General features: G+C 29.0%; 39 protein-coding genes and 1 pseudogene. 36 read left to right on the top strand and 4 right to left on the bottom strand.

Features of this window, described 5'->3' with window-relative positions:
- The first annotated feature begins 153 nt into the window (after window positions 1-153).
- Genes BN1711_RS11330 through BN1711_RS11320 form a run of 3 tightly spaced genes read left to right on the top strand, consistent with a single transcriptional unit; the run spans window position 154 to window position 3,713 of the window.
- Window positions 154-1,689, top strand: a complete 1,536-nt coding sequence (locus BN1711_RS11330; protein WP_050608259.1) for an ABC transporter ATP-binding protein — start codon at window positions 154-156, stop codon at window positions 1,687-1,689.
- 1 nt (window position 1,690) lies between these two features.
- A complete protein-coding gene (locus BN1711_RS11325) occupies window positions 1,691-2,794 on the top strand; it encodes an ABC transporter permease (protein ID WP_050608258.1) in 1,104 nt (367 codons plus the stop codon).
- Window positions 2,787-3,713: an ABC transporter permease gene (locus tag BN1711_RS11320; RefSeq protein WP_050608257.1), complete on the top strand. Its 927-nt coding sequence runs from the start codon at window positions 2,787-2,789 to the stop codon at window positions 3,711-3,713. Before BN1711_RS11325 ends, BN1711_RS11320 begins: the two co-directional genes overlap by 8 nt.
- An 11-nt stretch (window positions 3,714-3,724) precedes the next feature.
- Here BN1711_RS11320 and BN1711_RS11315 read toward each other — a convergent pair whose 3' ends face one another.
- From BN1711_RS11315 to BN1711_RS12795, 3 genes are read right to left on the bottom strand one after another with little or no spacing between them, the layout of a single operon-like run.
- Window positions 3,725-5,242 carry a recombinase family protein gene (locus BN1711_RS11315; RefSeq protein ID WP_050608256.1) on the bottom strand — a complete coding sequence of 506 codons (1,518 nt, stop codon included), beginning with the start codon at window positions 5,240-5,242 and terminating at the stop codon, window positions 3,725-3,727.
- Window positions 5,243-5,294: 52 nt separating this feature from the next.
- The gene (locus BN1711_RS11310; RefSeq protein WP_243128278.1) at window positions 5,295-5,744 is read right to left on the bottom strand and encodes an ImmA/IrrE family metallo-endopeptidase; all 450 of its coding nucleotides are present in this window, start codon (window positions 5,742-5,744) and stop codon (window positions 5,295-5,297) included.
- Window positions 5,745-6,158, bottom strand: a complete 414-nt coding sequence (locus BN1711_RS12795; RefSeq protein ID WP_082174119.1) for a helix-turn-helix domain-containing protein — start codon at window positions 6,156-6,158, stop codon at window positions 5,745-5,747.
- A gap of 233 nt (window positions 6,159-6,391) precedes the next feature.
- Here BN1711_RS12795 and BN1711_RS11300 point away from each other — a divergent pair, with 233 nt between their 5' ends.
- The 4 genes from BN1711_RS11300 (at window position 6,392) to BN1711_RS11290 (ending at window position 7,859) form a co-directional block, all read left to right on the top strand.
- Window positions 6,392-6,613, top strand: a complete 222-nt coding sequence (locus BN1711_RS11300) for a helix-turn-helix transcriptional regulator (protein WP_039284035.1) — start codon at window positions 6,392-6,394, stop codon at window positions 6,611-6,613.
- Between the two features lie 14 nt (window positions 6,614-6,627).
- Entirely contained in the window at window positions 6,628-7,434 is an 807-nt protein-coding gene (locus BN1711_RS11295) for a phage antirepressor KilAC domain-containing protein (protein WP_050608254.1), read from the top strand.
- Between the two features lie 13 nt (window positions 7,435-7,447).
- Window positions 7,448-7,600, top strand: a complete 153-nt coding sequence (locus BN1711_RS12635; RefSeq protein ID WP_164995945.1) for a hypothetical protein — start codon at window positions 7,448-7,450, stop codon at window positions 7,598-7,600.
- 70 nt (window positions 7,601-7,670) lie between these two features.
- Entirely contained in the window at window positions 7,671-7,859 is a 189-nt protein-coding gene (locus BN1711_RS11290; protein ID WP_050608253.1) for a hypothetical protein, read from the top strand.
- Here BN1711_RS11290 and BN1711_RS11285 read toward each other — a convergent pair.
- Complete coding sequence (locus BN1711_RS11285) at window positions 7,840-8,667, bottom strand: DUF4393 domain-containing protein (RefSeq protein ID WP_129582161.1); 828 nt, start codon at window positions 8,665-8,667, stop codon at window positions 7,840-7,842. The two genes, BN1711_RS11290 and BN1711_RS11285, sit on opposite strands and share 20 nt — an antisense overlap.
- A 460-nt stretch (window positions 8,668-9,127) precedes the next feature.
- Here BN1711_RS11285 and BN1711_RS11280 point away from each other — a divergent pair, with 460 nt between their 5' ends.
- From BN1711_RS11280 to BN1711_RS11155, 29 genes and pseudogenes are all read left to right on the top strand, one after another.
- On the top strand, window positions 9,128-9,385 hold the full coding sequence (locus BN1711_RS11280; protein WP_050608251.1) for a hypothetical protein: 258 nt from the start codon (window positions 9,128-9,130) through the stop codon (window positions 9,383-9,385).
- A gap of 87 nt (window positions 9,386-9,472) precedes the next feature.
- Entirely contained in the window at window positions 9,473-10,267 is a 795-nt protein-coding gene (locus BN1711_RS11275) for a hypothetical protein (protein ID WP_050608250.1), read from the top strand.
- Window positions 10,254-10,799, top strand: coding sequence for a replicative helicase loader/inhibitor (locus tag BN1711_RS11270; RefSeq protein ID WP_243128276.1), 546 nt, complete (start codon window positions 10,254-10,256; stop codon window positions 10,797-10,799). Before BN1711_RS11275 ends, BN1711_RS11270 begins: the two co-directional genes overlap by 14 nt.
- A gap of 4 nt (window positions 10,800-10,803) precedes the next feature.
- Window positions 10,804-11,193 (top strand): hypothetical protein, encoded by a 390-nt coding sequence (locus BN1711_RS11265; protein ID WP_050608248.1) that lies wholly within the window; start codon window positions 10,804-10,806, stop codon window positions 11,191-11,193.
- 3 nt (window positions 11,194-11,196) lie between these two features.
- On the top strand, window positions 11,197-11,478 hold the full coding sequence (locus tag BN1711_RS11260; protein ID WP_050608247.1) for a MazG nucleotide pyrophosphohydrolase domain-containing protein: 282 nt from the start codon (window positions 11,197-11,199) through the stop codon (window positions 11,476-11,478).
- Window positions 11,479-11,508: 30 nt separating this feature from the next.
- On the top strand, window positions 11,509-12,159 hold the full coding sequence (locus BN1711_RS11255) for an ASCH domain-containing protein (protein WP_050608246.1): 651 nt from the start codon (window positions 11,509-11,511) through the stop codon (window positions 12,157-12,159).
- Complete coding sequence (locus tag BN1711_RS11250; protein ID WP_050608245.1) at window positions 12,152-12,334, top strand: hypothetical protein; 183 nt, start codon at window positions 12,152-12,154, stop codon at window positions 12,332-12,334. The genes BN1711_RS11255 and BN1711_RS11250 overlap by 8 nt, the downstream gene beginning before the upstream one ends.
- Before the next feature lie 26 nt (window positions 12,335-12,360).
- On the top strand, window positions 12,361-12,672 hold the full coding sequence (locus tag BN1711_RS11245) for a hypothetical protein (protein WP_129582160.1): 312 nt from the start codon (window positions 12,361-12,363) through the stop codon (window positions 12,670-12,672).
- A 102-nt stretch (window positions 12,673-12,774) separates the two neighbouring features.
- Window positions 12,775-12,942, top strand: a complete 168-nt coding sequence (locus BN1711_RS12630) for a hypothetical protein (RefSeq protein ID WP_164995944.1) — start codon at window positions 12,775-12,777, stop codon at window positions 12,940-12,942.
- A gap of 36 nt (window positions 12,943-12,978) precedes the next feature.
- Complete coding sequence (locus BN1711_RS11240) at window positions 12,979-13,257, top strand: DUF4406 domain-containing protein (protein ID WP_050608243.1); 279 nt, start codon at window positions 12,979-12,981, stop codon at window positions 13,255-13,257.
- Window positions 13,258-13,474: 217 nt separating this feature from the next.
- Window positions 13,475-13,648 carry a hypothetical protein gene (locus BN1711_RS12625; RefSeq protein WP_164995943.1) on the top strand — a complete coding sequence of 58 codons (174 nt, stop codon included), beginning with the start codon at window positions 13,475-13,477 and terminating at the stop codon, window positions 13,646-13,648.
- A complete protein-coding gene (locus BN1711_RS11235; RefSeq protein WP_050608242.1) occupies window positions 13,649-14,038 on the top strand; it encodes a single-stranded DNA-binding protein in 390 nt (129 codons plus the stop codon).
- A 20-nt stretch (window positions 14,039-14,058) separates the two neighbouring features.
- A pseudogene (locus BN1711_RS11230) lies at window positions 14,059-15,087 on the top strand (nucleoid-associated protein).
- 10 nt (window positions 15,088-15,097) lie between these two features.
- Window positions 15,098-15,253 (top strand): hypothetical protein, encoded by a 156-nt coding sequence (locus tag BN1711_RS12620; RefSeq protein ID WP_164995942.1) that lies wholly within the window; start codon window positions 15,098-15,100, stop codon window positions 15,251-15,253.
- A complete protein-coding gene (locus tag BN1711_RS11225; protein WP_050608241.1) occupies window positions 15,254-15,712 on the top strand; it encodes a sigma-70 RNA polymerase sigma factor region 4 domain-containing protein in 459 nt (152 codons plus the stop codon).
- A 173-nt stretch (window positions 15,713-15,885) separates the two neighbouring features.
- Complete coding sequence (locus tag BN1711_RS11220; protein ID WP_050608240.1) at window positions 15,886-16,077, top strand: hypothetical protein; 192 nt, start codon at window positions 15,886-15,888, stop codon at window positions 16,075-16,077.
- 1 nt (window position 16,078) lies between these two features.
- Complete coding sequence (locus tag BN1711_RS11215) at window positions 16,079-16,624, top strand: site-specific integrase (RefSeq protein WP_050608239.1); 546 nt, start codon at window positions 16,079-16,081, stop codon at window positions 16,622-16,624.
- Between the two features lie 188 nt (window positions 16,625-16,812).
- The gene (locus BN1711_RS11210; RefSeq protein WP_050608238.1) at window positions 16,813-17,133 is read left to right on the top strand and encodes an HNH endonuclease; all 321 of its coding nucleotides are present in this window, start codon (window positions 16,813-16,815) and stop codon (window positions 17,131-17,133) included.
- Between the two features lie 145 nt (window positions 17,134-17,278).
- A complete protein-coding gene (locus tag BN1711_RS11205; protein ID WP_423243702.1) occupies window positions 17,279-17,806 on the top strand; it encodes a P27 family phage terminase small subunit in 528 nt (175 codons plus the stop codon).
- Window positions 17,796-19,448, top strand: a complete 1,653-nt coding sequence (locus tag BN1711_RS11200) for a terminase large subunit domain-containing protein (protein ID WP_050608236.1) — start codon at window positions 17,796-17,798, stop codon at window positions 19,446-19,448. Before BN1711_RS11205 ends, BN1711_RS11200 begins: the two co-directional genes overlap by 11 nt.
- A gap of 18 nt (window positions 19,449-19,466) precedes the next feature.
- Window positions 19,467-19,652 (top strand): hypothetical protein, encoded by a 186-nt coding sequence (locus tag BN1711_RS11195; protein WP_003366076.1) that lies wholly within the window; start codon window positions 19,467-19,469, stop codon window positions 19,650-19,652.
- 40 nt (window positions 19,653-19,692) lie between these two features.
- Window positions 19,693-20,847 carry a phage portal protein gene (locus tag BN1711_RS11190; RefSeq protein WP_050608235.1) on the top strand — a complete coding sequence of 385 codons (1,155 nt, stop codon included), beginning with the start codon at window positions 19,693-19,695 and terminating at the stop codon, window positions 20,845-20,847.
- Window positions 20,837-21,580: a head maturation protease, ClpP-related gene (locus BN1711_RS11185; RefSeq protein ID WP_242821818.1), complete on the top strand. Its 744-nt coding sequence runs from the start codon at window positions 20,837-20,839 to the stop codon at window positions 21,578-21,580. Before BN1711_RS11190 ends, BN1711_RS11185 begins: the two co-directional genes overlap by 11 nt.
- The gene (locus tag BN1711_RS11180; RefSeq protein WP_050608234.1) at window positions 21,580-22,779 is read left to right on the top strand and encodes a phage major capsid protein; all 1,200 of its coding nucleotides are present in this window, start codon (window positions 21,580-21,582) and stop codon (window positions 22,777-22,779) included. Before BN1711_RS11185 ends, BN1711_RS11180 begins: the two co-directional genes overlap by 1 nt.
- 5 nt (window positions 22,780-22,784) lie before the next feature.
- Complete coding sequence (locus BN1711_RS11175; RefSeq protein WP_050608233.1) at window positions 22,785-23,093, top strand: hypothetical protein; 309 nt, start codon at window positions 22,785-22,787, stop codon at window positions 23,091-23,093.
- A complete protein-coding gene (locus BN1711_RS11170) occupies window positions 23,074-23,421 on the top strand; it encodes a hypothetical protein (protein WP_050608232.1) in 348 nt (115 codons plus the stop codon). Before BN1711_RS11175 ends, BN1711_RS11170 begins: the two co-directional genes overlap by 20 nt.
- Window positions 23,414-23,809: an HK97 gp10 family phage protein gene (locus BN1711_RS11165; protein ID WP_050608231.1), complete on the top strand. Its 396-nt coding sequence runs from the start codon at window positions 23,414-23,416 to the stop codon at window positions 23,807-23,809. Before BN1711_RS11170 ends, BN1711_RS11165 begins: the two co-directional genes overlap by 8 nt.
- Complete coding sequence (locus BN1711_RS11160; protein ID WP_050608230.1) at window positions 23,796-24,110, top strand: hypothetical protein; 315 nt, start codon at window positions 23,796-23,798, stop codon at window positions 24,108-24,110. Before BN1711_RS11165 ends, BN1711_RS11160 begins: the two co-directional genes overlap by 14 nt.
- Before the next feature lie 11 nt (window positions 24,111-24,121).
- Entirely contained in the window at window positions 24,122-24,670 is a 549-nt protein-coding gene (locus BN1711_RS11155) for a hypothetical protein (protein WP_050608229.1), read from the top strand.
- The last annotated feature ends 11 nt before the right edge of the window (window positions 24,671-24,681 follow it).

Genomic DNA, 24,681 nt, shown 5'->3' with positions numbered 1-24,681 from the left:
ACTAAAGGATTATAAAATAAAAGCTAGATGAGTGTAAACCATCTAGCTTTTATAAACTACATACTGTATTTTTATTAGGGCATTTTAATATTAATAAAAAATGGAGGGAGGCAACTAGTTGTTGTAAAGGTATTCAATAACTAGGAAAGGCTAATGGATAAAGTAGTAGAAATGAAAGGTATAACTAAAGTTTTTCCTGGTACTGTTGCAAATGATAATGTAAATTTTGAGCTTTTTAAAGGAGAGACTCATGTATTACTAGGAGAAAACGGTGCTGGTAAGACTACCCTTATGAATGTATTATATGGACTATATCAAGCTGAAAAAGGAGATATATTTATTGAAGGGAAAAAAGTTAACATAACAAGCCCTAATGATGCTATTAAATTAGGAATTGGTATGGTTCATCAACATTTCATGTTGGTTAATAACTTTACAGTAGCAGAGAACATAATTCTTGGAATAGAGCCAAGAAAGGGATTAAAGTTAGACATAAATAAAGCTATTAAGGATGTAGATAAAATAGCAAAAAAATATGGATTTTCAATAGATCCTAAATCTGTTATTGAGGATATATCTGTAGGTCAGCAACAAAAGGTTGAGATTTTAAAAGCTTTATATAGAGGAGCTAACATATTAATATTAGATGAACCTACAGCAGTTTTAACTCCGCAGGAAATAGATGAATTGGGAGAAATAATAGAAAATTTAAAATCACAAGGTAAATCCGTAATCCTTATAACTCATAAATTAAAGGAAGTAATGAAAATGAGTGATAGAGTAACTATAATAAGAAGAGGAAAAGTTACGGGAACAGTAAAAACTTCAGCAACGAATATAGATGAATTAGCAGAGTTAATGGTAGGAAGAAAAGTTGACTTAAATATAGATAAAAAACCCCAAAAATTAGGTAAAGAAATATTAAAAGTAGAGAATATCGTGGCTAAAGATAGAAGGGGAGTTTCAGTACTTAAAGGGGTAAATCTATCTATAAGAGCAGGAGAAATAGTAGGTATAGCAGGAGTAGATGGAAATGGTCAAAGTGAATTTATAGAGGTATTGACAGGGCTTTCTAGGGCAGATGGTGGAAGTATAAAACTCAAGGGTGAAGAAATATTAAACAAGAGTTCTAGAGAAATAATAGATAGTGGTGTTGGACATATTCCAGAAGATAGACATAAAAGAGGACTTATACTTAAATATTCTTTGTTTGAAAACTCTATATTAGGTATACATCATAAAAAACCTTTCAGTAAGGGATTAATAATGAACTATGCTGAAATAAGAAAACATTGTAATAGACTTATTAATGAATTTGATGTTAGAACACCTAATGATGAAGTTTTAGCATCAGCTTTATCTGGAGGAAACCAACAGAAGCTTATAGCAGCTAGAGAAATATCAAAAAATCCAGATTTATTAATTGCATCTCAACCAACTAGGGGATTAGATGTGGGAGCTATAGAATACATACACACAAGATTAGTAGAGGAAAGAGATAATGGTAAAGCTGTTTTACTTGTTTCATTAGAATTAGATGAAATATTATCTTTATCAGATAGAATTGCAGTTATGTATGATGGTAAAATTGTAAAAATTGTAGATAGAAAAGATGCTACAGAACAAAAACTAGGAGTATTGATGGCTGGAGGAAGTACTAGTGATTATAACAAGGAAGAGGTGAAATAAGGTGGATAATGAAAACGTTAAAAATAATAAAGATAATCCTATAATAAAGATATTAAAATCATTAGCTTTTCCACTTTTAGCTATAGTAGTTGCTATATTTGTATCAGTATTCTTTGTAATGTGGGCAAAAGGATATTCAATACTTCAATATTTTTCTGCTCTTAAAGATTTATTTAAGACTATATGGAACGGTAGCTTTGGAGACACAAGAAAAACCTTAGAAACAATGATATATGTTACTCCTTTAATTTTTACAGGAGTTGCCAATGCCATAGCATTCAGATGTGGCTTATTTAATATAGGTGTAGAAGGTCAGTTTATAGTAGGTATGATATCAGCTGCAATTATAGGGCTTATACCTGGATTAAATACAGTTATACATTCAATTCTAATAATAGCGGGGGGTATAATAGCTGGAGGAATTTGGGCAGCTGTGCCAGGATACTTAAAAGCAAAAATAGGAACTAATGAAGTTATAAATACAATAATGATGAATTATTTAGGTTTGTATTTAGGTAACTATATAATATTAAGGTCAAGATTTGCAGTTAAATCTTCTGCAAGTACAAAGATTATTCAAAAAAGTGCTCAATTATTAAGATTTAGTAATATGAGTAGAGCCAATATAAGTTTAATCATAGGAATAGTTTGTGCCATATTAATATATTGGATACTTTGGAAAACTACAATTGGATATGAAATAAGGGCTGTTGGATTTAATCCACAAGGTGCAGAATATGGTGGAATAAATATAGCTAAAAATACAGTTTTTGCTATGGTTTTATCCGGGGCTATAGCGGGAATTGGTGGTGCTACACATATAGCAGGGGTTATGCATCAAGCACAAGATATGATGGCTTTACCTGGATTTGGTTTTGATGGTATAGCGGTTGCTTTGCTTGCCAAAAATAATCCTATAGGATGTATACCTTCAGCAATATTATTTGGTGCATTAAATAGTAGTTCAAAGATGTTACAACTAAATGGAATACCAAAGGAAATAGTTTATTTAGTACAATCAATAATAATTATATTTGTAGCAACAGATTATATAGTAAGATACTTTTCAGAAAAGAAGAATAGGAAGGTGTTAGTCAATGAGTAGTTTAATGATAATAGGACTTATAACAGCAACATTAAGAACGGCCACACCTTTAGTTTTTGCAGGACTTGGTGGAGTGTTTTCGGAAAGATCTGGTGTAGTTAATATAGGACTCGAAGGTATGATGATAATGGGGGCTTTCTTTGCTGTATTTGGTACATATACTACGGGAAATCCGATAATTGGAATATTATTTGCTATAATAGCAGGAGCATTAATTGCACTATTACATGCATTTTTAAGTGTAACGTTGAAAGCAGATCAGGTTATATCTGGTACGGCTATAAATCTTTTTTCGTCAGCTCTAGCTAGTTTTTTGATATTTAAGATATTTAAAAAAGGTGGACAAACAGATATAGTTAAAGCACTTCCTTATAATGTGCCATCATTTATAAAGAGTATTCCTGTACTAGGTCCTATTATTGGAGGCATAAATTGGTTTGTTATAATTGCAATAATCGCTGTCATAGTATCACATTATGTTTTATTTAAAACTCCTACAGGATTAAGAATAAGATCTGTAGGTGAACATCCTAAGGCAGCAGACACTTTAGGAATAAATGTATATAAAGTTAGATATCTATGTGTTGTATTATCTGGAGCTTTGGCAGGATTAGGCGGAGCTGCATTAATTGGAATAACTCCAGTTTATAGAGAAGGAATGGTTGCAGGTCGTGGATTTATAGCTTTAGCAGCAATGATATTCGGTAATTGGAAACCATTTGGTACTATGGGTGCATGTTTATTATTTGCTTTTGGTGGTTCTTTTGAAATATTTGCTCAAGGCTTTAGTTGGAATTTACCTTCAGAGTTTTATTCAAGTATACCATATATTTTAACTATGTTAGCCTTGGCAGGTTTTGTAGGAAAAACAACAGCACCTGCAGCAGATGGTCAACCATACGAAAAGAATAGTAGATAATTTTAATGGGGTTAGAAGTAAGTTTCTAGCTCCGTTTTTTTATTTATGCCATCTATTCTTATTTCCTTGACTAAATTTTTTATAAGTTTTCGTTTACTATCAATATCCTTACAATTAATAAAAATGTTTTTAAAATTGCTTAGTTGTTTTATGAAAGAATCTTTATTATAATTAGAAACATTATTTAATAAATTCTCCTTTTCTTTCTCTTCAATATTTTTTTGTAGTTCATTTACTTCTTTTTTTAGTTCTCTTATTTGTTCTAAAAAAATATCCTCTAGTTCATCATCTAAAGATAATTTTAGTACTAAATTTTTTATTTGTTTTTGTTTTTTATTTAAATCATTCCTTAATTTTGAAGTATCAATAGGTGTGTTATTGGTATGTATATTATTAATTTTATAGTTATAAAGGGCATTTAATACAGTTTCTTCTACATCACTAATTTTAATCATTTTATTTTTACAATGTTCTAATCCAGTATCTTTTTTAGCACATGCAAAGTATTTATAGTAGCCTCCATTTGTTTTCTTTTTTTGTTTTGTTCTCATATAGCTGCCACAATAAGAACATCTACATAGGCCATTAAGAAATGTAACATCACCGGTACCACGTCTACCACTATTATTTTTACTTTTAAGAATGTGTTGAACCTTTATATACTCCAATCCACTTATTATGCCTTTATGTTTTCCTATTGCTACAATCCATTCAGATATATTCCTAAATTCTACTCCTTCATCGTTAGTTTTATTGGCTTTCCCATAGCTCACGAGTCCATTTCCATTTAGTTGGCCATAAAGGTTTATTCCTCTATTAGTTAAATACTTGGATATTTCATTATCACTTTTTACATAGACTAAGTTGGTTAATATTCTTTTTATACTGGTGGGAGATTTTTTTATATTGTAGCTTTGTTTAAGCCATTTACTTACTTGAAATAAGCTTTCAGTTTCTAAATATTTATCAAATATTTCTTTGACTGTTTTTATAGTGTCATTATCTTCTTTTAAATATTTTTCTTTTTTAATAGTTATAGTTTTATATCCGTAAGGAGTTATACCACCAGTCCATTTACCTTTTTTCGCCATTTCATTCATATTTGAAATAACTCTTTGAGATATATTTTTTCTTTCCATTTCAGCTACTGCAGCAAGCATAGTCATCATTAATTTGCCTGCAGGAGTTGATGGATCAAAACCCTCTGTAACAGAAATTAAATTAACTCCTAGTTTATCAAGTTCTTTATGAAGCTTTAAAAAATCGAGTGCATTTCTAGCAACTCTATCGAGTTTCCAGAATACTATGGCTTTATAGTATCCCTTTTTTACTAATATCATCATTTTATTAAAATCAGGTCTAATCATATTTCTTCCACTATAATCATCATCAAAATATTCATCTATTAAAGGATTTTTATAAATTCTTTCAATATAATTACGACAAATATTAATTTGATTTTTTATACTTTCACCAGTTTCTTTTTCCTCGCTTCTACGAGCATATATTGCTATTTTTTCTATTTTCAAAACCTCCTTATTGAAAACCGAATATATGTTTGATTATAATTTAAAAAATATATTATAAATTAACTAGTTGTTTTAAAGCTCTTGCGGGAACTTCAATACAACTAGCTATTTGTTTATAAGTCATTTGATACATTTCTATTTCATCAAATTCTATATTACTTAGCTTGAGTGCAAAATAATCAGCTTGTTTTTCGAATTTAGGAATATTTAATAAGTCTTTATTTAGCGAATGTTCAATATCGGGTTGTAAAATTGCATGACCTAATTCATGTCTTAAATAAAATAGTTCATGTTTTTTATGTAAGTTATTTCTTATAAAAATAATTTCTTTTCCATAAAAATTTCTTATATAAACACTATGATTATCTTGTAGTAACTTATTTACTGGTTCTAACTTAATAATAAATATATTTAATGCATCACATAGTTCATAAGGATTATTAGTGCCATATGTGTCTATTAGTCCTAATACAATGTCATCAATCCAGTGCAATATAATCACCTACTTTTTAAATTTAAAACTTATAAGTTCCATTTGTTTTAAAAGTTCATTAGCGAAGTCTAATATTTCATTATCATCTAATTTGTCAGAATCAAAACCATTAGAACCGAATATTTGATGTTTATTTACATACTCTCTAGCTTCATCAGAGTTAGTAAATTCTTTAGGTATAACAGATAAGTCCTTTTTTATAGATGTATCTGTTTTTTCTTTTTTAGTTTCTTCATCAAAGAAGTCGTTTACTGAAACACCAAGAGCGTCTGCAATAGTTTTTAATGTATCAATACTAGGGTTATACCTATCAGCTTCTAAGTCGGCTAAGTAACCTCGCGATATATTACACTTATCAGCTAAAGCCTTTTGAGTAAGGTTAGCGCCTTTTCTTAATTTTTTCAAAGTAACACCTATTTTCATTTAAAAACCTCCTTAGTGTGTCGGAATTACCGACCATATAAGTTTATTATAATTGTTCAACAAATTAAAATCAATATGCAAAATGACGGAAATACAAGCATATAAAAGGAAAATGAAGGCGTGACACTACAAATGCTTAAAAATGAATAATTATAGTCGTTAATTCACGACAAGGAAACTTTACATATTGACGTGAATACATTACAATTAACGTATCGAAAGGAGGTTGAAACATGATATCAGAAAACAAAATCATTATTGGGAAAATTTTAAAAGAAGCTAGAATAAAGGAAAACATGACGCAGGCAAATCTATCTAAAAGAGTAGGGATTTCTCGAAGTTATTTAGCTGATTTAGAAGCGGGAAGATATGCACCAAGCTCAGAAAAATTGCTGATTTTAGCGAGAATTTTAAAATTAGATATAAATTCTTTAATAGATAAGATTAAACATTAACAGGAGATGATTAAATGAATAATGTACAAGTTTTTAAAAATCAACAACTTATACCATTACAACATAACGATAACGGTGAAGTAATAATCAGTGGGAGAAAACTACATGAATTTTTAAAAGTTCAACAAGATTTCTCACATTGGATTAAAAATCAACTTGAGGCAGTTGGTTCGGAAGAAGATAAAACACACACGCTTTTAAAGACGAGTGCAAATAATGGTGGTGGTACTAAGATCGAATATATTTTAACACTTGATACTGCGAAAGAAATTTGTATGATAGCTGGTGTAGCACCAAGAACAAACATAGATACTAAAAGGTTAAGTAAACAAGCAAGGCAATATTTTATAGCAGTGGAGAAAGCATGGAATAGTCCAGAAATGATAATGAAAAGGGCTTTAGAAATTGCAAATAAAAGCATTGAAAAATTAAGATTAGAAAATGCCGAAAAAGAAAATCAACTTCAAGAGCAAAAGCCTAAGGTTTTATTTGCAAATGCAGTTTCAGCTTCACATGCTTCAATTTTAGTAGGAGAACTAGCTAAGATATTAAAACAGAATGGAGTTGATATGGGACAAAACAGATTATTCAGATGGCTTAGAGATAATGGTTATTTAATTAAAAGAAAAGGAACTGATTATAACATGCCAACTCAATACAGTATGGATATAGGACTATTTGAGGTTAAGGAAACATCAATAACACATAGTGATGGACATATAAGCATAAGTAAGACACCTAAAGTAACTGGCAAAGGTCAAATGTACTTTATAAATAAGTTTATAGAAGGACAAGCTGAAAGTGAGATAGCTTGTAACTAAGGGAGGTGAGTAAATGTTACTTGAATGTAAGATTATAGGAAAACAGGATCCAAAGGAAGCAACAAAAATATTGAATAGAGTTGTAAGTGAACTTATAAGGGATGGAAAAATAAAATTAGATTTTCCAGAGGAAAATTTGAAAACAAGTAAACAAGGAGACAAGTAAATAAGTAAAAGGTTTTAGTAATAGAATAATAAATGCTAATAATCAAGTAAGTTTTTAGGAGGAAATAGGAATGGATAAAAATATAATTATGGTGACCATAATAGCAAGTATCGCAGTTTCAACTATTACAGTCACAACAATAAATATGATTATTAATTATAAATTTTTAAAGAAAGTAGATAAAATAACAAATGAATTTATGGAAGAATTAAAGATTATAACTTTAGATGCATTAAAAGCTATGAAATACAGGTGTTAATAAAATTTAAACCGTAATTTGTTAGCTCAAGTACTCCATAGCGAGGATGTAGGCTTCTATTTTTAAATTCTGGTCTTATTAAATAAGTAAGTTTAATTTGTGGTTTTATAAAGTTTTCAAAAAAATCAAGAGTATTTTTATAAGCTTCAATATCAGAAAGTTCAGAATTATAACCTATAGAAATTAAATTCAATCTGGATAGGTTATCTAGTGCCATATGTAAAAGATTTAATGATTTTTCATCAGTAATACAATCTAATTTTATTAAATCTTTAACGACAGCACATCCGGTTCTACCAAAGGAAGAAAACTCATTTTCTAACAGCATATAAGTAATAATAGGATGTTCAGGTTTATGAGATAATTCTTTTAAAACTAAAGCATCAAAAGGACTAAGTTGTTTTATTATTTCAATAAAAGAAGAATGCGAGAAATTTTTATTATCAATATTCATTGATGAAGCAATAAGTTTTGAAAACATTTTTCTGAATTCATCTTTTTCAATATAAAACTTAGATGCATCTAGAGCAGGACCTACAATATTTAAAGGTGGTTCCACTAGTTTTTCTTCTGGTATTTTAGAAAGCTCATTTTTTATATCTTTTTTATATTTTTTCAGATTTTCATTTTGTTTGATTTTGAACTTATCAGTTGGATAATTTATAGGGCTAAAAATTAAATGAAAAATATTACCAAGGGTTTTACCAATTTCCTTAGCAGCTGGAGAAAGAGATTCATCTATAAATTGTGGACATTCAGGCAGTTTTATTAAATTTAATTCAGACATAAATACACTTCCTTTCAACAAAATTGTACCACAAAAAGAAGATTAATAGTAAAAATATACAACCATACCAATATAAATTAAAGACGTAAAGTCTTTATAAAAAATTTTAACAAGCTAAAAAAGTTTATATTTATCCAATATATGTATATGATAGAACATTGTAAATAGTACCTTAATCCTTGTAACTAAATGAGCTAATTCGAGCGGGAGTAGGCGAAGATAAGAGCCACACTAAAATAAAATGTATAGCCACCGCCAAGACAATTAGTTGATTTAGTTACAAGGAAGGTAAGAAGGTAGGTGATATGTTGACGACTGTAGGACAGTTAATACTTAGTGTATATAGTTTATTAGCAATAACCTTTTTAATCATTCTAAATATTAAAAGAATGATTAAAGAAAGTGACGAAGGTTGGGAGCTTGTTTTATTAATACCAGTACTTGTATTGCTAACAAATATAATCTAAGGAGGTTTTTAAAAATGAATGAGAATTGGTATGTATTAGCTGTAGCAATACTTACAGAAAAATCCCGTACAGTGGAACAGGCCTTTGAGTTATATGAAAAGGGTAAAGTAAGTAGAGGAATAAAGAGACCAAAAGAAGATATAGAAGATATGTTGAAACTAAGAAACAAATTAACAATAAAAGAATTAGCAGAAATCTATGGAACTTCTCGTGGTGGTATAAGTGGACTTATTAGTAAGTATAAAAAAAGAGCTGCAGCAACAGCCCAATAAAAAATTTAATTAAATATTCGTAATTACAGTTTATAAGATATTGGGGGTTTTGTAAAGTATATAGATTTTTACGAAGGAGGTAGCTAAGTGGCAAATAGAAGAATGTTTAGCTTATCAATTATAGATACAGATTTATTTTTAGATATGCCTTTAAGTACACAAGCACTGTATTTTCATTTAAGTATGAGGGCAGATGATGATGGTTTTATAGGAAATCCAAAGAAAATACAACGAATGGTTGGAGCAAGTGATGATGATATGAAAGTTTTAATAGGTAAACAATTTATAATACCATTTGAAAGTGGTGTTTGTGTAATAAAGCATTGGAGAGTACACAATTATATTCAAACAGATAGATATAGTCCAACATTCTATAAGTTAGAGAAATCAATGCTTGCAGAATATAACAAGACTTATAATTTATCTATGGATACAAATTGTATACAAGATGGCTCCAATATGGATACACAGGTTAGGTTAGGTAAGGATAGGTTAGAGATAGAGTTAGGTAAGGATAGGTTAGAAGATACAACTAAAGTTGTTAGTAGTATTAAACTACAACCTATTATTGATAAATGGAACTCTTTGAAACTTAATAAACTAATTTCTATAAATAGTGGTACAAGTAGATATAATATGACCAATGCAAGAATTAAGGAATATGGTTTAGATAAAGTAATCAATGCCATAGACAATATTAATTATTCTAGTTTTTTAAAGGGACAAAATAATAGAGGGTGGACCATAAAATATGATTGGTTTATAAAGCCTAATAATTTTATAAAAGTATTAGAGGGTAATTATACAGATAAAGAAAGCAATACGGAATCAATTGAAAGTGATAATCCATTTTTAAATATGTTAGGTGATGAAGATGAATAATACGGATACAATAAAAATTTTAAGTGTAATAAAAGCTGCTTATCCACAATGGGCAAGAGATTTAAAACCTATAGATGCTAAAGCTATGGTTAATTTATGGTCAAGCATGTTACAAGAGTATGAATATAACTTAGTGCAGATTGCAATTAAGAAAATTATAGCAACTAATAAATTTCCTCCAAGTGTTGCAGAAGTAATAGAAGCTATAAATTATATAAAAACGGGTGGTCAAAGTGAAATGACAGAGATTGAAGCATGGGGATTAGTTAGAAAGGCTATAAAAAATTCAGCTTATAATGCAGAAGAAGAATTTAATAAGTTACCAGTAAAAATACAGCAAACTATAGGCAGCCATAATATACTCCACAATTGGAGTCAAGAAAGTGTAAATGCTATAGAAACAGTTATAGGATCTAACTTTATGAGAAGTTATAAAGTAACTGTAGCAAATAAAAGACAGGAAGAGCAGTTACCACAAAATATAAAGACTATGTTGGGCAGTATAGCAAAAAAGATGATTGAGGGGGAATAAAAAAGTGTCTAGATATAGGTTTTGGACACCAGAGGAACAACAATTTTTAGAAAGAAATTGTAAGGCAATGGACATTGAAGCTATAGGAAATAAATTAAACAGGAGTGTTATAGCTGTAAAGCTTAAAGCAGAAAATATGGGACTAACACTTAAAGGGGCAGAAAAAATAAGAAGAAAAGAAAAATATAAGCCTAAGATAATCAGTTTTACTACTGGAGATATAGTACAAGTTAAATATTTAAGAAATACTGAAAGACTTAGAAGTGTTGATATAAAAGGTAGGGTAATATTTAAATCAAAATATATAGCGGTTATAAAAACAGTACAAGGATATACAGAGGGCATAAATTTAAATGATATGAGGTGCGGAAGAATTAAAGTTGAAAGGATGTAAAATATGCATTTAATGATTTTAGATAAAGAGGAAACACTTCCAGAAGAACTATTAAAATTGCAGGAAGAAGTTAATGAAGTTAAGGAAGCTATTTTAAATAATGATACAGAAAATACTACAGAGGAGGTGCTAGATGTAATACAGGTATGTGTTGGTATGTTGTATACACTTAAGAAAGCTAAAAATGTTGATATAAGAAAAGAGTTTAATAAACATACTAAGAAGCTAGTTAAAAGAGGTTGGAAAGATAAAGGAATAGTTTTAGTACAAGCTTATAAAGAATAAAAATATTGATAATTTAGGAAGGTGAGGTAATTGAAAAAGCCAATACTTTTTAATACAGAAATGGTTGAAGCTATTTTAAGCGGAAGAAAGACAACTACAAGAAGAATAATAAAAGATGTTTCTTCTAGACTTAATTTTATAGGAACTAGTTCAGAAGATGGAGTTATATTTAATCATGCAATATTTGGACATGGGGATATTGATGATATAGCAAATGTAAAAGTGGAAAAACGTATTAAAGCTCCATATCTTCCAGGAGATATTCTTTGGGTGAGAGAAACATGGAAAGTGCAAAGCCTAAGCAATATGAATTATAGAGCTAAATTTTTATATAAAGCAAAACCTAATTATAAATTAAAAACAACTAATGTAGATAGTGAAACGTATATAAAATTATTAAGATATGAAAGTAAGAATGGTTGGCATCCTTCTATATTTATGCCAAAAGTAGCAGCAAGAATATTTTTAAAAGTAAAAGAGGTAAGAATTGAAAGATTACAAGGATTAGATTACCAGGGAGCATTAGGTGAGGGAATAATAGGATATGACGGATGGACCAGTAAGTTTAAAGAACTATGGAATAGTACATTAAAAAAAGAACAGTTAAACAAATATAGTTGGAACAGTGATCCTTGGGTATGGGTAATAGAGTTTGAAAGAATTGAGGATTTTAATGAATAGATATAGAGTTGAATTTAGAGTAAATAGTAAAGATTATTTTAGAAAAGATTGTAGTGAAAATCAATTGGAGCAAACTAAGAATTTTATAAAAATCATTCAATTAAAAAGTATTCAAAGAGGTAAATGTTATTATAGAAGGTTTCCGCTAGGAGAAAATAAAAAGATATATTTTTAAATATTAAGACACAATATGAAATTAATGTGAAGTATTTTAGGGAGGAATTTATAATGAAAAAAGAAAATGAAGTTCAACAAGAAAATATACAAAAACTAATTATATTAGCGAAGGAAAATCCAACATTAAGAATAATCCCAATGGTAAACTCCGAAGTGGTTGCAGATGATGGATATTGTTATTGGACAGGTAGTTGGGAAGAAGCTTATATAGATGAGGTTTACGTAAGTGATGAAAGAATATATTTCAAGTCTTTTGATACTGAAGAATTGGAAGAACAGTATATAGATAATTATGATGAAGGGCATCCAACAAGTGAAGAACATATTAAAAAGTAGGCAGAAAATAAGGTGTCAAATTTACCTTGGGAAAAGGTTATTGTAGTTTATATTAATACACCATAGTTAAGTTACAATTCAAAAGAAGGTGGGTAGTTATATATGAATATTACAGAACAAATAATAAATGAATTAAAGGAAGATTCATGTGAATTATATTACAAAGAAAGAGATATATTGGAAAAGATAACTCTACTTGAAAATATGATACAAGAAGCTGACGAGTTAAAGGGAATATTAAAAGAAGAATTAGAAGCAATATTGAATTAAGTCGCACTTCAAATAAAATACGAAGGAGGATGAAAAGTGAAAATTTATATAGCTGGAAAAATAACTGGATTAAAAGATTATAAAAAAATATTTAAAGATGCCGAATGTAAGTTGAAAAAAGAGGGTAATATTTGTATGAATCCTAGTATTTTACCAGAAGGATTTCCCTATGAAGCATATATGCCCATTTGTACAGCTATGATAGATCAATGTGATTCAGTATATATGTTAAATAATTGGGAGGATAGTAAAGGAGCTAGGGTAGAATTAGAATATGCAAAAGTAACTGGCAAGAAAATTTTATATCAAGGTTAGAAACTTAGGAGGTTGTATTCTAATGCAGATTATACCAGGGGAAAAAATAAAATTTGGTAAGCAATGTGATATGTTTAAAATCATAGATAAGCAATTGAAAGCTAATAAAAAGAGAAACATTAGGAAGTAAAAATTAATAGGTAGAAAGCTATTCAGATATACCTTTCTACCTAAACTGTACTAGAGTATTAATTAGGTAGTACAAAGGGGGATAAATATGTCTTATATAGATTCTGTTTTAGATAGAGCATATAAAAATGTTATAGCTAGAATTTGGAATAATGCTAAACCTAAAAATAAATATAAAAGGAGAGTGAAAAACAGAAATAAATTGTATAAATATAGATTGCAATTAGGAAGAGTAAAGAGAAAAAGAAAGGGTGGAAAATAAATGAATAAGGTTGTTTTAATAGGAAGGTTGACCAAGGACCCGGAGTTAAAATTTACACCTGGAAATGGTACAGCAGTAGCCACATTTGTTTTAGCAGTAGAAAGAAGGTATAAAAGGGAGGGACAACAAGAAGCTGATTTTATTCCTATAGTAGTATGGGGAAAACAGGCAGAAGCTACAGCAAACTATGTGGCTAAAGGTAAATTAGTAGCGGTGCATGGAAGAATTCAAACTAGAAACTATGAAGCTAAAGATGGCACAAAAAGATATGTTACCGAAGTAATATCGGAGGAAATACAGTTTTTACAATGGGCAGACAAGCCTGCGAATAGTTCTACACAATGGAATGATGTTGTTTCAGTTGAGGATGATGGAGATATACCATTTTAAAATAGAAAGGGGTTAATTTTATGGAATATATAAAAGAAATTAATATAAATGAAGCTGTAATTCATATTTTGGATAATAATAATGAGGAGCCTATTTTAAATCAATTTAGACTTAGTCTAGATGAAGAAATCTACAAGTTCATATTAAAGCATCTAGATAAATGCTTAAAAGATGAAAATTTGCAATATGCTAAATTTAAAGAAGAAAGCATAGTAAAGAATATTTCACAAGGATATTTAAATGGACAAAGTGATTTTATTGAAGTATCTAAGGAATTAGCTAAGCAACTCTTTATATTGATGAAAGGAAATGAAAGTATTACTTCATGTGATTTAATGATAGTATCAATATCTACTGAATATGGTCCTATGTTAGTTATATTGAAAATGGATTATGTAAAAAATTATATCCATTAAGTAGATGTAATAGAAGATAGAATAAAAATTAAAATATATCCTGAAGTACAAAGTTTACCTGTCAGCAGCACTAAAATTCAAAAATGTGCATTTATAAAACCTATAAGAGAGGATCAGGACTTTAATTTAATGGTAATAGATAAACAAAGTAAATCAAAAAATGAAGAGTATGGTTCAAATTACTTTATAAATAAGTATTTAGGATGTACTAGAGTAGAAAATGAAAGAGATAATACTAAAAAGTTTATAAAGGCTACAGATAAATGGATTAAAACAAATTTGGGAGAAAATGCAGAGTTATCAGAAAAAGTTATAAGAAACGTAAATAAAGCTTTAAAAGAAAAAGATACCATAAATGTAGAAGAGTTATCCCAAGATATTTTTGGGGATTCGGAAGTTAAATTTAGTTATAGTGAATTTATAGAAGAGGAAGGAATAAAAGAAAAAGTAATTATAGATAAGGATTATGTAGATAAAAAGTTTAGAAAAAGAAAATTGAAATTAGATAACAATATAGAAATATGTATGGATGAAAAAACTTATAATGATACTGATAAATTTGAAATTAAAAAGGCTGGAGATGGCTCTATAAATATAGTTATTAAGAACATATATAATTATATTCAAAAATAGGGGGAATTAGATGTTAACTATACTGGCTACAGTTATTATAATTATAATGACAATCATAGTGGCAGTTATAAAGACAAGTAAGGAAGAAAATAATATTTGTTCTTTTAACTGTAAGAATTGTGGGGAGAAAGATGTATGTGAAATAAGGAAAAATAAGGAGGAGTAAATGAAATTTGAACATAAGATTGAAAAAATATTAAATGAATATACAACGTTAATAAATGAGATTAAAAATTTAGAATTAAATATTGAAGAAGTAGAAAAGGATTATAAAGGAATAGGTGCTATATCTTATAGTGAAAAAACAGGTCAAACTTTTAAAATAAACAATTCAGTTGAAGAAGAAGTTATAAATAAAGAAGAAAGAATAAAATATTTAAAGAGGATAAAAAGAGCTAAAGAGATAGAAGTGGAAAAAGTAAATAATGCGTTGGAGGTATTAAATGAAAAAGAAAGAAGAATAATTGAATTAAAATTTTTCAACGAAAGAAAAAAAAGCTGGACTAATGTAAGCAGAAGAATGGATATGTGCGAAGCTTGGTGCAGAAATCTTAAAAATAGAGCAATAAAGAAGATGATACCTGTATTATTTGTAGAGGGTAGCGAAAAAGTAGCGGGAAAATAGCGTTATAAAGTATAGAAAAGTAGCACCTTTTTAGTTTAATATATAAAATATGGATTAAAAGATTTTTATTCATTTTCATATTTAGAAAAGCACTTAACTGTTATAGTTAGGTGCTTTTTACATACTTAATAGAGCTTAAGAGATTATATTCATATACATAGGTGGTGAGAGGTTTGAAAATAGAAAAAATAATAGAAGCACAGCAACCAAGAATGCATAAGGAATTAAAGAAGAATAGAAAACATAATAAAAAAAAGAGTAGGAGAGGAAATAAAGAAAACCTCTCCTTTAGTGATTATGTGGATATGATGAAACATGATAGATATAAAAGACACAAGGGAGCTTTAAGGCAGGTGACAAAATGAGTTGAATTTTGTAGAGCCTATAAGAGATACACAAAAGGTTAGAGATATACAAGAGTACTTAAAGAGAACAGATGAAAGAAACTATATATTATTTATTACAGGAGTTTATACAGGACTTAGAATAAGCGATATATTAAGACTTAAAGTTAAAGATGTTAAAGATAAAAGGTTTATTTATATAAGAGAAAAGAAAACATCTAAGCAAAACATAATAGAAATAAATAAGCTTCTGGAGAAAGAATACAAATGGTATTGTTCCAACAGAGAGTTAGATGAATATTTAATTAAATCAAGAGAAGGAGTTAATAAAGCCATTAGTAGAGTTCAGGCTTATAAGATAATTAAAACTGTAGGAAAAGACTTTGGAATAGGTAACTTAGGAACTCATACGCTTAGAAAAACCTTTGGTTATCACTACTATAAACAGACTAAAGATGTAGCAACATTGATGAAGATGTTTAATCATAGTGATCCTTCAATAACACTTAAATATATTGGAATAATACAAGATCAAATGAATAAGGCTAGAAGGGATTTTAAAATTTAAAAATACATATGATTTTTATTTTTTTATGTATAAGGATTAACATAAATGATAGGTGTTAAACTAATAAAATTAAAAACTAATATAAGTATTATAAATGCAATGCTTATTAAGTATTAAGCGAGTTTAACAGAATATTAGATATGTTAAGTTAAAAAGAAAGAAGATGGTTGAATGTTAGGTTATAAAGAATGACAACAACTGAATTAGTAAATTGGATTAGAAAGCTAATACAACATAATAATATAAAAGCTTTTTATAACTCTGTTCATTGGTTAGGCAAAAGAGCTGAAGCATTAGAAAGAGATAACAGTGAATGTCAGAAGTGTAAGGCTAAAGGATTATATAGCGAGGCTCAATGTGTACACCATAAAGAGCATGTAAGGAAACGACCAGATTTAGCATTAACACTAAGCAATTTAATATCTTTATGTAATAGCTGCCATGATGAAGAACATCCTGAAAAGCTAAGACGCAAAGCAAAACCACAATTGAATGAAGAAAGATGGTAAGAGTGCAGAATTATTTAGTATCTTATACACCCCCGGGTCAAAAAAATAAAAAAATTTTAGAGTAATGGAAGAACGGGTAGAAGGGTAGACAAAAGATAAATTTTAATGCTTCACATAAGGGGGGTGCACACTTAATAAAAATAGGGTGCATTTTAGAGGAAAAGAGGTGATTAAAATGAATGAAAGGGAGAATTTAACAAAGAGTGAAAAAGCTTATGAAGATTATATTTTAGGTATGACATATCAAAAAATTGCTGATAAATTTGAGGTATCAATTAATACAGTTAAATCATGGAAAAAAAGATATAAATGGACACGAGAAAGCACACAAAAAAAGGGTGCATCAAAAAATAGTGTGCATAAGCTGGGAAATATTTTATTTATGGAAATAAAAAGAGATTTATTAAAACAATTAGAGTCAAATGGAACATATGGAAAACACTATGAAGATTTAATAAGTGACTATATGTCCTTATGGAATATTAAAAATAGATTAATAGAAGATATAAAAGAGCGTGGTGTTTCAGTAGAATGGAATAATGGTAAACAACATGGCAGAAAAAAGAATGATAGTATTTCAGAATTAAATAAAACAAATGCTCAAATGTTAAAAATACTGAATGAGTTAGGACTTAAACCAATTCCACAAGAAGATGATTATGATGATATTTAATCAAAATATTGATGAATATATTGATTTAGTAGAAAATAATAAAATTATTACTAATGAAGATATAAAAAAAGCTATAAGGTTAGTAAAAGAAAAGTTATCACAACCTAATGTACTCATAAAATCTGAAATGATTGATAAGGCAATAGAGAAAATAGAGCAGTATTTTAAATTTAAATTATTACCTTGGGAAAGATTTATTATAGGATTAATTCATTGTTATTATGATGATGGTACTTTAGTTTGGGATACGTTTTTTCTATATATGGGAAGAGGTGCAGGTAAAAATGGATTTATAAGTGGAGTATCATGGTATTTAACTACTAGTTTTCATGGGATTAAAGAATATAATGTTGATATTGTTGCAAATTCAGAACAGCAAGCTAAGACTTCATTTGAAGATGTATACAATATTATTGATGATAATAAAAAATTAAGTAAAGCGTTTTATTACACTAAAGAAAAAATAATTTATAAAAGGACTAAATCGTATATAAAATATAATACTTCAAATGCAAGGACTAAAGATGGTTTAAGACCAGCTTGTATAATATTTGATGAAATACATGAATACGAAAATTATGACAATATAAAGGTTTTTAAATCTGCGTTAGGTAAAAAGAAAAATTGTAGAACTTTTATGATAAGTACAGATGGATATGTTAGAGGTGGTGTTTTAGACGACTATTTAGAAACTTCACATTTAATACTGGAGGGTGAAAATAAAAATAGTAGAATGATGCCTTTACTTTATCATTTAGAAAATAAACAAGAAGTTAAAGATAAATCTTTATGGGAAAAGGCAAACCCATCATTGAGATATTTTAAAGACTTACAAATTGTTATGGATCAAGAATATATAGATATGGAATTTAATATTCAACTATATACAGAATTTATGACAAAAAGAATGAATATACCTGAAGGCAATAAAGATGTTGAAGTAACTTCATGGGAGAATATACTTGCGACTAATCAACCTATTCCTGATTTAACTGGAGCTACTTGCAGAGTAGGAATAGACTATGCTAAGACAACAGACTTTGTGTGTGCTGGGCTTTTAATTAAATTTAAGGGCAAATACTACTGGATAAGTCATACCTGGGTATGTAAGAAATGTAATGACTTAGTAAGAATTAAGGCTCCATTGGAAGAATGGGCAAGTGAAAAAGGTGGTAAACTATTAACTTTTGTTGATGGTCCTGAGATACCACCGGAAACAGTTGCTAATTGGTTGGCAGAGCAAGCACAAAGGTATAATTTAACTATGCTAGGAATGGATAATTATAGATATACATTATTAGCAAAGGCCTTAAGAAGAGTAGGATTTGACACTGATAAAAAAGGTGCAAATAATATAAAGCTTACTAGACCGAGTGACCAGATGAAAATATATCCCATTATTAATAGTGAATTTACTAATCATAATATTATATGGGGTGATAATCCACTTATGAGGTGGTATACAAATAATACTTGTTTAAAAGCCGAAGCACATGATAACTATAGTTTTGGTAAGATTGAACCTAAAAGCAGAAAGACAGATGGATTTATGGCTTTTATAGCTGCAATGTGTGCTGATGGTACAGAATTACCTGATAGTGGAGAAACAGTAGATATTGATTTTGGAGTATATACTTATTAAACAATAGGAGGAGATAAAATGGATCTCAATAATAAAGATGGTAAAAAGTCTTTAGAGTGTAAAGTCAGTATAAAAGGTACGGATGTATTTAAGAATATAATAAACATAATAAAAGATATAACGGGAGATAAGAGAATACCTAATCTAGTAAGAAAAGAATACAAACAAAAAATAATGTCTCTAGTAGAAAAAGATAAGTCTTAGTAATAAGGCTTTTTATTTTACCTTGAAAGGGGGTGGAATATTGAAGGTTATAGATTGGATAAAGGATTTCTTCGGATTAGGAAAAGATACATTGTATTTAACTGATAAGGCTCTTAAGCAAGATGTTCAGCTTGAAATAGAAGCTTTTGCAATATCTTCAGCAGTAAGCTTTATAGCTAATGCAATAAGTAAATGTGAATTTAAAACTTATATAGATGGTAATGAACTTAAAGACGATGAATATTATCTTTGGAATATTGAACCTAACAAAAACCAAAACTCTAGTCAGTTCTTACAAGAACTTATATCAAAATTATTGCTTAATAATGAGTGTTTAGTTATAGAAAGTAATGGTCAGTTAATAATTGCAGATAGTTTTAATCAACGTGAATATGCTTTAGTAGAAAATATATTTGAAAATGTATCTAGGAAGGATTTTACTTTTAAACGTTCTTTTAAAATGAGTGAAGTTCTTTATTTTAAGTATAGCAATGATGATGTCCAAGTATTACTTTCTAATTTATTAAAAGGGTATAACAACCTTCTTAATATGGCTATAGGAAAATATAGACGTTCGGGTGGAAGAAAAGGAATATTAGATATTGATGCAACGGCAACAGGTAATAAGGACTTTCAAACTAAATTTGATGATTTAATGAACAATAAATTTAAACGTTACTTTGAAGCAGAGAATGCAGTACTCCCACTAGAAAAAGGTTATAAATATGATGAAAAAAATGGAGATGGGAATAAAAAGTCTACAAGTGAGATAGTTGATATTTCTACTATAACAAAAGAGGTTTTTGAAAGAGTTGCTCAATCTTTAAAAATTCCACCAGCATTATTACGTGGAGATATAGCAGATGTAGGGAAAATTACAGAGAATTTTTTAACATTCTGCATAGATCCTATAACTGATATTTTATCAGAGGAGGTAAATCGTAAGAGATATGGTAAATCATCATTTTTAAAAGGTTCGTATATGAAAATTGATACTACTTGTATAAGGCATATAGACATATTTTCTGTTTCCGAAGCTTTTGATAAGCTTATTGCAAGTGGTGGTTATAGTATTGATGAATTAAGGATTAAGGCAGGTGATACAGATTTGAATGAGGATTGGAGTAAAAAACATTGGATGACTAAAAATTATTCAGATATAGAAAATGTGAAAGGGGGTGAAAATGTTGAATAAATCAGTATACTTAATAAAACAATCTACAGCACCTAATACATTAGATTTATACATTTATGACTATGTAGAAGGTGATAGCTATGATTGGTGGACAGATGAAAAAATAGAAAGTCAAACGTCTGCAAATTATATTCAAAAGCAATTAGAGAGTATTAATAATGTAAGCAATATAAATATTTTTATTAACTCATACGGTGGAGAAGTTAAGGAAGGTTTAGCAATTTATAATCAACTAAAAAGGCATCCAGCACAAAAAACAGTATATGTAGATGGTTTTGCATGTTCTATAGCAAGTGTGATAGCTATGGCTGGTGACAAAGTAATTATGGGAACTAATACTCTTATGATGATACACCATGCAGCTATGGGAGCATGGGGAAATGCTGAAGAACTTAGAAAGGCTGCCAATGATGTTGAGGTAATAGATAAGGCTAGTTGTTCAAGTTATTTAACTAAAGCCGGAGATAAACTTTCAGAAGAAACTCTAAATCAATTACTGGACAATCAAACATGGCTTAATGCAGAGCAATGTTTACAATATGGTTTATGTGATGAAATAGCAGGTAAAGAAGATGATAATGTATCAAAAGCTCAGCAAAGATTTAATCAAGCTATAAAGCAACAAATGGAAGGTTTAAGACAACAAGTTAAAGTTCCGGAACAGTTTAAACAAAATAAAACTAATGCAGAAAAATTAATGCAACTATTTAAAAAGAAAGAAGGAATAAAATAATGAAATCAAAAGATCTATTAAAACAAGAATTAACACAAAAATTTGCAACAGCTATGCAATCAGAAAACCAAGAAGATATGATAAACGCATTTGTTGAATTTGCTACAGGAGTACAAGAAGAAGTACTTCAAGATTTTAGGAAATATCAGCAAACTCAAGATAAAGAAATACTTCAAAAGAGAGGTATTCACCAACTAACTCAACAGGAAACTAAATTTTATCAAGCATGGATAGATGCAGCTAAAGATTCAAACCCTAGACAAGCTATAACGAACCTTAATATAGCACTTCCTGAAACAGTTATAGATAATGTTATGGTTGATATGAAAGCAGCACATCCTTTACTAGAAATGATTGAATTTCAAAATATGACGGCATTAACAAAAATGCTTATAAATAAAAAGGGTATTCAGCTTGCTAAATGGGGAACAATCTCAAGTGCTATTACAAAAGAATTAGAAGGAGCAATAGGAAAACTTGATTTAAGCCTTAACAAGTTAACTGCATTTATGCCAGTTGCTAAAGATATGCTTTTAGTAGGTCCGCAATGGATTGATGCATATGTGAGAACTATTCTTTCAGAAGCAGTTGCCTATGGACTTGAAGAAGGAATTATAAATGGTACAGGTGTTGATATGCCTATAGGAATGAATAGAGATATACACCAAGGGGTAAGCTTTAATACTTCTACAGGCTATCCAAAGAAAAAAGCTAAAAAAATAACTAATTTATCACCAAAAACTTTTGGAGAATTATTAGCGACCTTAGCAAAAGATCCTATAGATGAAAAAAAGGCAAGAGTAGTTGATAATCTGATAATGATTGTTAATCCTTTTGATTATTATAAAAAGGTAATGCCAGCTACAACAATTCAATTACAAGATGGAACTTATAAAAACAATGTATTGCCTTATCCAACTAAAATAATTCAATCAACTCAAGTAAGTGAAGGAGAGGCTATTCTTGGACTTGCTAAAAAATATGCAATGGGAATAGGAACCGGATCAAAAGATGGTAAAATTGAGTATTCAGATGAATATAAGTTTTTAGAGGATGAAAGATATTACATCATCAAGCTTATTGGTAATGGCCAGGCATTAGACGATAATGCATTTTTATTATTAGATATTAAGGGATTAGAAGATATGACAATGACTATAGCAGTAAAAGGTGAGGCAAAGGCTCAAGGAGATGTTTAAAATAAATGTCAAAAGAATTATTAGATGCTGTTAAATCCTATCTTCATATAACTTGGAAGGATGAAAATACAGAAAAGAATTTAATAGATGCAATAAACAGCAGTAAGGCACGTTTGCAAGAAATAGCAGGTGTGCCACTTGATTTTAATAAAGAAGGATTAGCAAGGGATTTATTAAAGGATAGATGTAGATATATAAATAGTAATGCTCTTGAAATGTTTGAAACAAACTTTGCTATGGAACTTCTGAATTTGCACATACAAGGTCAAGTATCTGCAATAGGAAGTGATACAAATGAAAATAAAAGTGGATAATATTGAATTTATTAGTTTTTCAGATGGTATATGCGACATTTACGAAGAAGATGAAGAAGGCAATAAAAATTATAAACATAAAAATTTAGGTTTTAGTAATAGAGTTTTAGGCTTTAAAAGATATTTTACAGCTGCTGCTAATCAAGTTAAAACAAATAGAGTCATAAGAATACCTCAAGTTCCTAATGTAGATAATCATGATACTTTAGAAATTAGGGGTGTAGGAAGATATGACATTGAATTATCTCAATTTATTTATGATACTAATCCACCAAGTATTGATTTAACATTAAGGCAACTTGAAATGTTTGAGGTGAAATATGAGTAATATACAAATTGATGATATGAGTGATTTCATAAGTGAATATATGAGTAATTATACTCAGGATATTACAGATAGAGTAAAAAAAGCAGTTGATACTGTAGGAAAAGAAGTAAATGAAGAAGTGAAAAAACATATAACTTTTAAAGAACATACGGGTAAATACGTAAAAGCATTTAGGGTAAAAAAACAATTTGAAGATAGATATAATAAAAGAAATACCTGGTATGTAGCTAACGGGCAACATAGATTAACGCATTTGTTAGAAAATGGCCATGCCCTAAGGCAGGGTGGAATGACTGAGGCCTATCCTCATATAAAATATGGTGAAAATCTTGCTAAAAGACGTATGGAAGAACTGGTAAAGGAGGCTGTGAAAAATGCTGGACATTAAACAATGGTTACAAAATACAGGCATGAAAGTTGCAGAAAACTATTTTAAAAAGCCTCCTTCATTGCCATATGTGATATTTAAAGAAGATATAAAAGTAAGAGGTGCTGATAATAAAAACAATTTATCAGATAGAGATATAACAATTGAGTTATATTCAGAAATAATAAATCATAAAGCAGAAAAAAATATAGAAAATCTGCTAGATGAAAGATCAATAGAATATTCAAGGAATCGTACATGGATTGAAAGTGAAAGTTTTTTTCAAACAGTGTACGATTTTAATTTTATAGAAAAAATTTAGGAGGAGATATAATGGCAGCAGAAAATGAAAAAATCGTATTAGGATCAGGAAAACTTTATATAACAGAATTTAAGGGTGAAATTCCAGATAGTAAGACTATTGAATTAGAATCTAATTTACTAGGACTTATACAAGGTGGAGCCACATTAGAATATAAACCAAAGTTTTATAAAGTTAAAGATGATTTAGGACTAGTACAGAAAACTATTTTAACAGATGAAGAAGTAACATTTAAAAGTGGAATTATGACATGGAACGGTAATACATTAACTAAGTTATGTTCTACTGCAAGGGTAACTGAAAATGATGGCAAGAGAATTGTTAAAATAGGAGGAATAGGAAAGCAAGATGGTAAACAATACATCCTTAGATTTGTTCATAATGATCCTATAGATGGAGACATTAAGGTAGCTATAGTAGGCCATAATGAAAAAGGATTTAGTTTAGCTTTTAAAAAGGATAAAGAAACTGTTATAGATGCTGAATTTAAGGCAGCACCTATGGATAAAGAGGGAACAAAAATTATTTATGAAGAAGATATTCCTAAAGAACACCACTAAAATAATTATGC

Origin of the sequence: Clostridium niameyense (assembly GCF_001243045.1) — a bacterium.
Classification (GTDB): domain Bacteria; phylum Bacillota; class Clostridia; order Clostridiales; family Clostridiaceae; genus Clostridium_F; species Clostridium_F niameyense.
Note: the sequence above shows the minus strand (reverse complement) of the source record. Positions and strands in the feature narration are given on the sequence as shown.

Excerpts from the sequence above, each read along its gene's own strand:
- BN1711_RS11200 (WP_050608236.1), top strand. The coding sequence starts at position 17,796 with ATGATATTTAATCAAAATATTGATGAATATATTGATTTAGTAGAAAAT.
- BN1711_RS12630 (WP_164995944.1), top strand. The coding sequence starts at position 12,775 with ATGAATATTACAGAACAAATAATAAATGAATTAAAGGAAGATTCATGT.
- BN1711_RS11155 (WP_050608229.1), top strand. The coding sequence starts at position 24,122 with ATGGCAGCAGAAAATGAAAAAATCGTATTAGGATCAGGAAAACTTTAT.
- BN1711_RS11300 (WP_039284035.1), top strand. The coding sequence starts at position 6,392 with ATGATATCAGAAAACAAAATCATTATTGGGAAAATTTTAAAAGAAGCT.
- BN1711_RS11260 (WP_050608247.1), top strand. The coding sequence starts at position 11,197 with ATGCATTTAATGATTTTAGATAAAGAGGAAACACTTCCAGAAGAACTA.
- BN1711_RS11175 (WP_050608233.1), top strand. The coding sequence starts at position 22,785 with ATGTCAAAAGAATTATTAGATGCTGTTAAATCCTATCTTCATATAACT.
- BN1711_RS11235 (WP_050608242.1), top strand. The coding sequence starts at position 13,649 with ATGAATAAGGTTGTTTTAATAGGAAGGTTGACCAAGGACCCGGAGTTA.
- BN1711_RS12625 (WP_164995943.1), top strand. The coding sequence starts at position 13,475 with ATGTCTTATATAGATTCTGTTTTAGATAGAGCATATAAAAATGTTATA.
- BN1711_RS11295 (WP_050608254.1), top strand. The coding sequence starts at position 6,628 with ATGAATAATGTACAAGTTTTTAAAAATCAACAACTTATACCATTACAA.
- BN1711_RS11170 (WP_050608232.1), top strand. The coding sequence starts at position 23,074 with ATGAAAATAAAAGTGGATAATATTGAATTTATTAGTTTTTCAGATGGT.
- BN1711_RS12795 (WP_082174119.1), bottom strand. The coding sequence starts at position 6,158 with ATGAAAATAGGTGTTACTTTGAAAAAATTAAGAAAAGGCGCTAACCTT.
- BN1711_RS11180 (WP_050608234.1), top strand. The coding sequence starts at position 21,580 with ATGAAATCAAAAGATCTATTAAAACAAGAATTAACACAAAAATTTGCA.
- BN1711_RS11185 (WP_242821818.1), top strand. The coding sequence starts at position 20,837 with ATGTTGAATAAATCAGTATACTTAATAAAACAATCTACAGCACCTAAT.
- BN1711_RS11210 (WP_050608238.1), top strand. The coding sequence starts at position 16,813 with ATGACAACAACTGAATTAGTAAATTGGATTAGAAAGCTAATACAACAT.
- BN1711_RS11250 (WP_050608245.1), top strand. The coding sequence starts at position 12,152 with ATGAATAGATATAGAGTTGAATTTAGAGTAAATAGTAAAGATTATTTT.
- BN1711_RS12620 (WP_164995942.1), top strand. The coding sequence starts at position 15,098 with ATGTTAACTATACTGGCTACAGTTATTATAATTATAATGACAATCATA.
- BN1711_RS11165 (WP_050608231.1), top strand. The coding sequence starts at position 23,414 with ATGAGTAATATACAAATTGATGATATGAGTGATTTCATAAGTGAATAT.
- BN1711_RS11225 (WP_050608241.1), top strand. The coding sequence starts at position 15,254 with ATGAAATTTGAACATAAGATTGAAAAAATATTAAATGAATATACAACG.
- BN1711_RS11320 (WP_050608257.1), top strand. The coding sequence starts at position 2,787 with ATGAGTAGTTTAATGATAATAGGACTTATAACAGCAACATTAAGAACG.
- BN1711_RS12635 (WP_164995945.1), top strand. The coding sequence starts at position 7,448 with ATGTTACTTGAATGTAAGATTATAGGAAAACAGGATCCAAAGGAAGCA.
- BN1711_RS11330 (WP_050608259.1), top strand. The coding sequence starts at position 154 with ATGGATAAAGTAGTAGAAATGAAAGGTATAACTAAAGTTTTTCCTGGT.
- BN1711_RS11160 (WP_050608230.1), top strand. The coding sequence starts at position 23,796 with ATGCTGGACATTAAACAATGGTTACAAAATACAGGCATGAAAGTTGCA.
- BN1711_RS11290 (WP_050608253.1), top strand. The coding sequence starts at position 7,671 with ATGGATAAAAATATAATTATGGTGACCATAATAGCAAGTATCGCAGTT.
- BN1711_RS11280 (WP_050608251.1), top strand. The coding sequence starts at position 9,128 with ATGAATGAGAATTGGTATGTATTAGCTGTAGCAATACTTACAGAAAAA.
- BN1711_RS11195 (WP_003366076.1), top strand. The coding sequence starts at position 19,467 with ATGGATCTCAATAATAAAGATGGTAAAAAGTCTTTAGAGTGTAAAGTC.
- BN1711_RS11270 (WP_243128276.1), top strand. The coding sequence starts at position 10,254 with ATGAAGATGAATAATACGGATACAATAAAAATTTTAAGTGTAATAAAA.